6 protein-coding genes are annotated in these 8,122 nt (G+C 71.7%); 4 read left to right on the top strand and 2 right to left on the bottom strand.

The window, feature by feature from the left end; genetic code table 11:
* The 4 genes from E0D90_RS01485 to E0D90_RS01470 form a co-directional block, all read left to right on the top strand.
* A partial coding sequence (locus tag E0D90_RS01485; protein WP_227869912.1) for a hypothetical protein occupies positions 1-233 on the top strand: 233 nt, incomplete at its 5' end.
* Positions 230-1,447, top strand: a complete 1,218-nt coding sequence (locus tag E0D90_RS01480; protein ID WP_103500399.1) for an NAD(P)/FAD-dependent oxidoreductase — start codon at positions 230-232, stop codon at positions 1,445-1,447. The genes E0D90_RS01485 and E0D90_RS01480, both read left to right, overlap by 4 nt.
* 118 nt (positions 1,448-1,565) lie before the next feature.
* Entirely contained in the window at positions 1,566-2,789 is a 1,224-nt protein-coding gene (locus E0D90_RS01475; protein WP_103500398.1) for a cytochrome P450, read from the top strand.
* A gap of 90 nt (positions 2,790-2,879) precedes the next feature.
* Positions 2,880-3,074 carry a ferredoxin gene (locus E0D90_RS01470; protein WP_130796333.1) on the top strand — a complete coding sequence of 65 codons (195 nt, stop codon included), beginning with the start codon at positions 2,880-2,882 and terminating at the stop codon, positions 3,072-3,074.
* 122 nt (positions 3,075-3,196) lie between these two features.
* Here E0D90_RS01470 and E0D90_RS01465 read toward each other — a convergent pair whose 3' ends face one another.
* The gene (locus E0D90_RS01465) at positions 3,197-5,449 is read right to left on the bottom strand and encodes an OmpL47-type beta-barrel domain-containing protein (RefSeq protein WP_130796332.1); all 2,253 of its coding nucleotides are present in this window, start codon (positions 5,447-5,449) and stop codon (positions 3,197-3,199) included.
* Positions 5,449-7,962, bottom strand: coding sequence for a ThuA domain-containing protein (locus E0D90_RS01460; RefSeq protein ID WP_130796331.1), 2,514 nt, complete (start codon positions 7,960-7,962; stop codon positions 5,449-5,451). The genes E0D90_RS01465 and E0D90_RS01460 overlap by 1 nt, the downstream gene beginning before the upstream one ends.
* Positions 7,963-8,122 lie beyond the last annotated feature (160 nt).

The raw sequence follows: 8,122 nt of genomic DNA, 5'->3' as shown, positions 1-8,122 counted from the left end.
GGGAGGAGAGCCGTGCCGTGCTGCGGCCCCCGGAGACGATCGAGCGGCTCGGTGCCACGCTGCTCCTCGGCGACCCCCCCACGACCCGGCCCCGCGCCGGAAGGAGAACAGCCGTGAGCGTCACCCGCGAGAAGGACGACCCCGCCCGCACCGGATCAGCCGCGCGGACGGGGCGGGGCGCCACCCGCCCCGCCCCGTCCGCCACGGTCACCGGCGCGTGGTGCGCCGGATGAGCGCCACGCGTGCACCCGCCCCCGGCCACGTCCTGGTGGTCGGCGCCTCCGCGGCCGGGCTCACCACAGCCGAGGCGCTGCGGCGCCAGGGGTACACCGGCTCCCTCACTCTGCTCGGGGCCGAGGAGCACCTGCCCTACGACCGGCCGCCGCTCTCCAAACAGGTGCTGTCCGGCCAGTGGGAGGAGAGCCGTGCCGTGCTGCGGCCCCCGGAGACGATCGAGCGGCTCGGTGCCACGCTGCTCCTCGGCGACCCCGCCGCCCACCTGGACCTCCCGGCCCGGACCGTGCGCACCGCCGCCGGGCGCGAACTGCGCGCGGACGCCGTCGTCATCGCCACCGGACTCACCCCGCGCCCTCCGGCCGGGGGAGCGGGGCCGCGCGGCACGCACCTGCTGCGCACCCTGGACGACGCGCGCGCCCTGCGCGCCGACCTGGCGACCGCCTCCCGGCTGGTCGTGGTCGGTGACGGCGTGCTCGGCAGCGAGGTGGCGGCGACCGCCCGCCGGCTGGGGGTGGACACCACCCTGCTCGGTCCCCAGCCCTACCCCATGGCCGCCCAGCTGGGCACCGACGCGGCCCGGCTGCTGGCCGAGTCGCACACCCGCAACGGCGTACGGCTGCTGCCGGGCGACGGAGCCGCGGGGCTGATCGCCGACGACCACCACCGTGTGAGCGGCGTCCGGCTGGTCTCGGGCCCGGTGCTTCCGGCCGACGTGGTGCTGGTCGCCATCGGTGCCGTACCCGACACCGGATGGCTGACCGACAGCGGTCTGACACTGGACGACGGCGTGCTGTGCGACGCCCACTGCCGCGCGGGGGAGGGCGTCTACGCCGCAGGCGACGTGGCCCGCTGGCACCACGCGGCGCTGGACCGCCCGGTGCGGCTGGAGAACCGCGCCAACGCCACCGCGCAGGCACTCGCCGTCGCCGGGACGATCCTCGGCGCGGAGCGCCCCTACCAGCCCGTCCCCTCCTTCTGGACCGACCAGTTCGACGCGCGCGTCCAGGTGTACGGCGTGATCTCGCCGGACGCCGAGGTCACCGTCGTCGAGGGCGACCCCGCCGGCGGCCGCTTCGTCGCCGCCCACCGCACCGAGGGCGCCCTGACCGCGGTGGTCGGCTGGAACATGCCCAAACAGGCGCGGCTGCGGGCCGCGGAACTCTCCGCCGTGTACTCCCGTCCCCGCCCCGCCTCCCGCGCCACCCTCTGATCCCGTCCACGCGGAACGTCCGCGCGGACGCCGCACGGGGCGAGCAGCCCCCTGCGCCGGCTGCCGACCGCCGGACCCCACGAGCGCGACCACCGGCACCACCGACCGGAAGGAACCCATGACCGAAACGACGTCCACCGCCGCGCAGGACACGGCGGACCTGCCCGAGTACCCGATGACCCGTGCACAAGGATGTCCGTTCGACCCGCCGCCGACCCTGGCGAAGCAACAGCAGGAGGGCGCCCTGGCCAAGGTGCGCCTGTGGGACGGGAGCACCCCCTGGCTGGTGACGCGCTACGCGGACCAGCGGGCGCTGCTGGCCGACCCCCGGGTGAGCGCCGACGTGATGCGCCCGGGCTACCCGGCCGGCGCCCCCGTCCGGGAGAACACCGTCAGCTTCATCCTGATGGACGACCCCGAGCACGCGCGGCTGCGGCGGATGGTCACCGCACGGTTCGCCGTGAAGAGGATCGAGGCGATGCGGCCGCGCGTGCAGCGCATCGTGGACGACTTCCTCGACGAGATGCTCGCCGGCCCCCGGCCGGCGGACCTGGTCACGGCATTCGCCCTGCCCGTGCCCTCGCTCGTCATCTGCGAACTGCTCGGAGTGCCCTACGCCGACCACGAGTTCTTCCAGGACAACAGCAAGATCATCATCAACCGGGAGTCCGGCCAGGAGCGTCAGCTCGCCGCGCTCGGGCGGCTGACCGATTACCTGGACCGGCTGCTGGGCGAGAAACTCGACGCGCCCGGCGAGGACCTGCTCTCCGGACTGGCGGAACGCGTGGACGCCGGTGAGCTGAGCCGGCGCGAGGCGGCGCAGATGAGCGTCCTGCTGCTGATCGCCGGCCACGAGACCACGGCCAACATGATCGCCCTGGGTACGCTCGCGCTGCTCCAGAACCCCGACCAGCTCGCCGAGCTGCGGGACACCGAGGACCCGGCCGTGATCACCGGGGCCGTCGAGGAGCTCCTGCGCTACCTGCACATCACCCACGACGGCCGGCGCCGGGTGGCGCTGGAGGAGATCGACATCGCGGGGGAGGTCATCCGGCCCGGAGAGGGCATCATCTTCCCCAACGACATCGCCAACCGGGACCCCGGGGCGTTCCCCGAGCCGGACCGGCTCGACATCCACCGCGACGCCCGCCACCACGTGGCCTTCGGCTTCGGCGCGCACCAGTGCCTGGGTCAGCCGCTGGCGCGGATGGAACTGCAGATCGCCTACGCCACGCTGCTGCGCCGCGTTCCCACGCTGCGTCTCGCCACGGAGATCGAGCGCGTCCCGTTCAAGCACGACGGAGCGGTGTACGGGGTGTACGAACTACCCGTCAGCTGGTGACACCCGCCGCTCGCCGACCGACCGCCGAACCGACCGCCGAACCGACCGCCGAACCCACGGGCCGGCCCCGCCGGCCAGAACTGGAGAGCCATGAAGGTCATCCTCGAACAGGACAAGTGTGTCGCCTCCGGGCAGTGCGTCGTCGCCGCGCCCGCCGTCTTCGACCAGCGTGACGAGGACGGCATCGCGGTGCTGCTCGACCCCGCCCCGGCGGCGGAGTCGGCCGAGGACGTACGGCACGCCGCCGACGTCTGCCCGGCGCTCGCCATCCAGCTGACGGAGTAGCCCGGCACACCCCGCCCGCCGGGCGGCGGGCGGGGTGTCGCCCCCACGCACCGGGTCCCGGCCCTCGACGAGGACCGGGACCCGGCACGTGCGCGCCGGCAACGGGGCCGACGGGACCGCTGTTACAGCTCCTTGACGCGGATGTCGCGGTAGGAGACGACCTCCGAGACGCTGTGGACCTGGAGGCCGAGGTAGCCCGAGGCGTAGCGGCGGCCGCTGGTGCCGGGGTCACCGGCGCGCGGCGGCTCGAACTTCTGCCCGCGGAAGTTCTCGAACTCGTTGATCAGCACACCGTTGCGGTAGATCTCGTAGGACTGGCCGATCACCCGGATCTCGTAGTCGTTCCAGGTGCCCTTCGGGGTGACTCCGGCGCCGCCGAGGCCGACCCGGTCGAAGCCGTAGATCGAGCCGGTCTTGTACATGTCCCCGTCGGGACGGTCGTTGATCTGCACCTCGTGCCCGTAGTTGATGGCCACCCACTCGGGGCGGTTCTCCTCGGGGTGGTCGTGCACATCGGGGAAGCGGACGAAGACGCCGCCGTTGGTGAACATCCCGTCCGCGGCGTCGTCACGCCACTGGAGCTTGAGGGAGAAGTTCTCGTACTGCCGCTCCGGGAACCACAGCATGCCCATCCCCGGCGTATCGGTGCCGCTGGTCATGGCGCCGTCCTCGGTCAGCTCGAAGGAGCCGCCGCCGACCTGCTGCCAGGACTCGAAGGTCTCCTCGGTGCCGTCGAAGATCTTCCGGTAGCCGTCGGTCTGGCCGGGGGTGCCGATGCCGGAGTCACGGGCGGCCCGCTCGATCAGCCCGCGCTCGCGCTCGTCGATGACGCCCTCGTCCAGCAGCTGGCCGAGAACGGTGTTCACGTGCCGCAGGAAGAGCGCGTGGGAGGACCAGTCGCGCTCGTCCTCGATCCGCTCGTTGATCCGGCAGCGGTTGTCGGTGATGCGGTTCGGCACACCGGTGTCGACGTCACCGACGATGACCGTGCGCCGCTCGTCGAACTCGGCGCAGTTGGGGGCCGGGACACCGCCGCCGCGTGCGACGGTGAAGGCGACCTGCGACGCCTCGGAGGTGTTCCCCGCCGCGTCGGTGGCACGGTAGGAGACGGTGTGCCGCCCCACCCGGTCCACGATCACCGGGTCGCCGTACTCCAGGTACGGTCCGGCGTCCAGGGAGTACTCCACCCGCTCGACGCCCGACTCCTCGTCGGTGGCCTCGACGGTGACGCGGGCGTGGCCGACGTAGGCGCCGCCGGCGTCGCGGTTGCCGCTCACGGTCGCGGAGACCTCGGGCGGCGTGGTGTCCTCCTCGACGACCTCCACGACGGTGAACTCGACGCTCTGCTCCTCCGAGACATTGCCGGCCCGGTCGGTGGCGCGGTACCGCAGCAGGTGGGTGCCGGTCTCGTGGATCATCACCGGCGCGTCGTAGGACTGCCACTCCCCGTCGGCGCCGAGGGCGTACTCGATGGAGTCGACTCCCGCTCCGGCGTCCGAGGCGGTGACGGTGACGGTGGCCATGCCGAGGTAGTTGCCGTCCTCGTCCGTCTCACCGCTGACGGTCGCCGAGGTCTCCGGCGGCTCCTCGTCGTCGGTGGGCGGCGCGACGACCGTGAACTCGACCGTTCCCTCCTCCGAGACGTTGCCGGCGGCGTCGGTGGCCCGGTAGCGCAGCAGGTGGTCGCCCAGCCGGTCGACGACGACCGGGTCGGTGTACGGCTGCCATTCGCCGTCCGCGCCCTCGGCGAACTCCACGCTCTCGACACCGGATCCGGAGTCGGTGGCGTCGAGGGTGACGGTGGCGGAGCCGAAGTAGTCGCCGTCGTCGTTCTGCACGCCGTCGACCGAGGCGGTGACCTCCGGCGGGGTGGTGTCCTCGCCGTCGTCCTCGGTGACCACCAGCGTGCCCTGCATCTGCCCGTGGCCGGGGATGGCGCAGTAGTAGCGGTAGACGCCCGGGGTGAGCGTCACCTCCGCCGTGTGGACGCCGCCGTTGGAGTCGGTGGGGTTGGCGAGGATGTTGAGCTGGACGTCGTTGTTGTAGTCGGAGTTGCTGGTGTCGAAGGTCAGAGTGTGCGGCATCGCCGTGGTGTTGCCGGCGGCCTCGCTGTTGTCGAAGACGATGGTGGCCGGGCCGGCCACCGCGGTCTGCGGCGCGGAGGCGTACACGTCGACCCGGTCGTCGGCGGTCCAGGTGAGTTCCTGGGCCTGCGCGGTCTCCGTCTCCTCACCGCCCCCGGCGGGGCGGGCGTCGTTGCCGGCGGCCGTCGCCGGGGTGAGCCCCAGCAGCAGCACCAGGGCACCGGTCAGCGCGATCCACAGGTGGCGCGTTCTTCGGCCCGGGTGTCCCCGGGTGGGCAGGGTCCGTCGCATCAGTCGCCCTTCCTGACCAGGTCGGCGGCGGCGGGAGTCGCCTCACCGCCGGTGTAGGTCACGCGCCAGAGCGCGGATTCGGAGTCGGAGGTGAAGAAGCCGCGGCCGTAGTCCAGGACGTAGAGCGACCCGTCGGGTGCGAACTTCCAGTCCATCAGGTTGCGGATGCCGCCCTGGCCGACGGGGATGATCTGCTTCAGCGACTCGGCGTGGGTGGGGATCGCGCCCTGGCCGAGGGTGTCGGGGTCCATCACGACCGCGTGTCGCGGCTGGGTGCCGTCGTAGAGGTCGCCGACGAACCACTTGCCGTCCCAGTAGGAGGGCCACTTGACGTCACTGTTGCGGTTCTCGTCGAAGCGGTAGACCGGCCCGTTCATGGCTGCCTGACCGCCGCCCCTCATCCACGGCATGAGGAACGTCTGCTCGTCCATGACGTAGGAGGGGACGCCGTTGGCGTCGCGCGGGAAGTCCGGTCCGCCGCCCTGCGGTGAGTACCAGATCGAACTGGGCGTCACCGGAGGCAGCTTGACGAGGCCGTCGTTGTGCGGCGACTCGTTCTTCGGCGCGTCGCAGTCGTACCAGCCCAGCGGCTGGTCGGGGTTGGGCAGGTTGCGGTCCCGGTAGGGCTGGTTGTTGCCCATGCAGAAGGGCCAGCCGAAGTTGCCGGGCCCGGTGATCGCCGTGAACGTCTCGTACTTGGCCGGGCCCCAGGTGGTGCTCGGCTCGGAGGCGTCCGGGCCGACCCAGCCGGCGTGCAGCACGTCGGTCTCCGGGTCCACCGAGATGCGCGAGGGGTTGCGGACGCCCATGGCGTAGATCTCGCCGCGGGTCTTGCCGCCGCCCTCGGCGGTCTCCTCGCCGGTGAAGAGGTTGCCCTCCGGGAGCGTGTAGGTCCCGTCCTGCTCCGGGTGGATGCGCAGGATCTTGCCGTTGAGGTTGTTGGTGTTGCCGGAGGTACGCCGGGCGTCCGCGAAGGAGACACCCTGGAAGGTGGGCTCCGGGTTGTTGCCCGAGTAACCGCCGCTGAAGCCGGAGGAGTTGGTGTCACCGGTGGCGATGTAGAGGTTGCCGTCGGAGTCCCAGGCCATGCCGCCGCCCGCGTGGCAGCAGCTGTGGACCTGGACCGGCCAGGACAGCACGACCTTCTCCGAGGAGAGGTCCAGCCGGCCCGAGTTGCGGTTCACGGTGAACCGGGAGACGCGGCGCTCGGCGGTGCGCGTCTGACGGTCGAGCTCCGAGTGCGGGGTCCAGTGCAGATAGACCCACCCGTTGGAGGAGAAGCGCGGGTCCAGCTCGATGCCGAGCAACCCCTCCTCGGTCTTGGTGAGTTCGTCGCCGCCGCCCTTGTTGCCGAAGATGGTAAGCGACCCGACCAGGGACACCTCGTCGGTGGCGGGGTCGTAGACGTGGATCTCGCCCTCACCCTTGCCGATCTCCGGGTCGTCCCAGTCGGTGACGACCGGCGCCGAACTCTCCGCGCCGCCGCGGCCGATGTAGAACACGCGGCCGTCCGGAGCGGTCACCAGACCGTGCGGCTCGCCGATCTGGTCGTGCTCACCGGGCTGGTTGGGCTCGGTCACCCGCTCCGCCACGTAGTTGTCCGTGACGGTGGCCTGGCAGTCGGCCCGGGAGATGCGGGTGGTCCACATCAGCGCGCCCCGCAGGTGGTCGCGGAAGTCCGCCTCCGCCCAGGACGCCACGGTGCCGCCCATGCCGGTGTAGAAGGAGCGTCCGCCGCTGTAGTCCTGACACCAGGCGATGGGGTGGTCCGGGCCGTTGGCGCTCTCGCCCGGCTCGTAGTCCAGCTCGCGGACACGCGCCACGGTGTGCACCGAACCGGAGGGATTCTCCTGCCAGTTGGGCCACACGTCGAGGCGGTTCCACTCCAGCGGCAGCGAGGCGGTGGCCGGGTGCTGGCGGTCGCCGACCTCCACCGTGGCGCGCTGCGCCGCGGTGCCGCCGCCCTCGGCGGGGCGGGCGCCGATCAGTCCGGTGTACCAGTCGGAATAGGGCTCCGTGCGTGCCGCGTCGTGAACGCCGAGGAAACCTCCGCCGGCTGTGAGATACGCCTCAAGTCCGAGCTCCTGTTCCGCGTCGAGAACATCGCCGGCGCCAGTGAGAAACACCACGGCATTGAACTCGCCCAGACGGGAACCGTCGGTGAATACTGACGCGTCGTCAGTTGCTTCGATGGAGAACCGTTCCATCGCCGGGCCCGATCGCCCGATGCTCTCGATCGCCGCGATTCCGGCGTTGACGGTCGGCGGCTCCTGGCCCGCGGACCCGTGGAAGACCAGCACTCTGACGTTGTCGCCGCCCGGCGGGGACGGCAGTCTCAGCGCCTCGGCCACCGACTCCGCGGTGGGCTGCGCGCTCGCGGGCGTCGCCGCCATGGCGCCGGTGACCAGTACTCCCGACAGAAGCGCCGCCGCCCAGCTCCGGACGCGCACGCGCCGCCCGAGGTGTGCGCCCGCCCGGCCCGCGGCGGGTCTGTTCCGTCTCTCCGAACTCATGGGACCGTGATGCGGTGTTGGCCGCATGTGCCACCCACTCCTCATTGGTAACGGGGTCAGCCGATGAAGGTAAACGTTTTCTCAGGTGCCGCCAAGGGGTCCGACGACACGAGAGAAATATTTGTCAGGGGTCTGGATAAATGAATTCCGGATGGCTACC

The organism is Streptomyces otsuchiensis, assembly GCF_004305975.1.
In the GTDB taxonomy this organism is placed as follows: Bacteria; Actinomycetota; Actinomycetes; order Streptomycetales; family Streptomycetaceae; genus Streptomyces; species Streptomyces otsuchiensis.
This window is presented reverse-complemented; position numbering and strand designations above follow the sequence as displayed.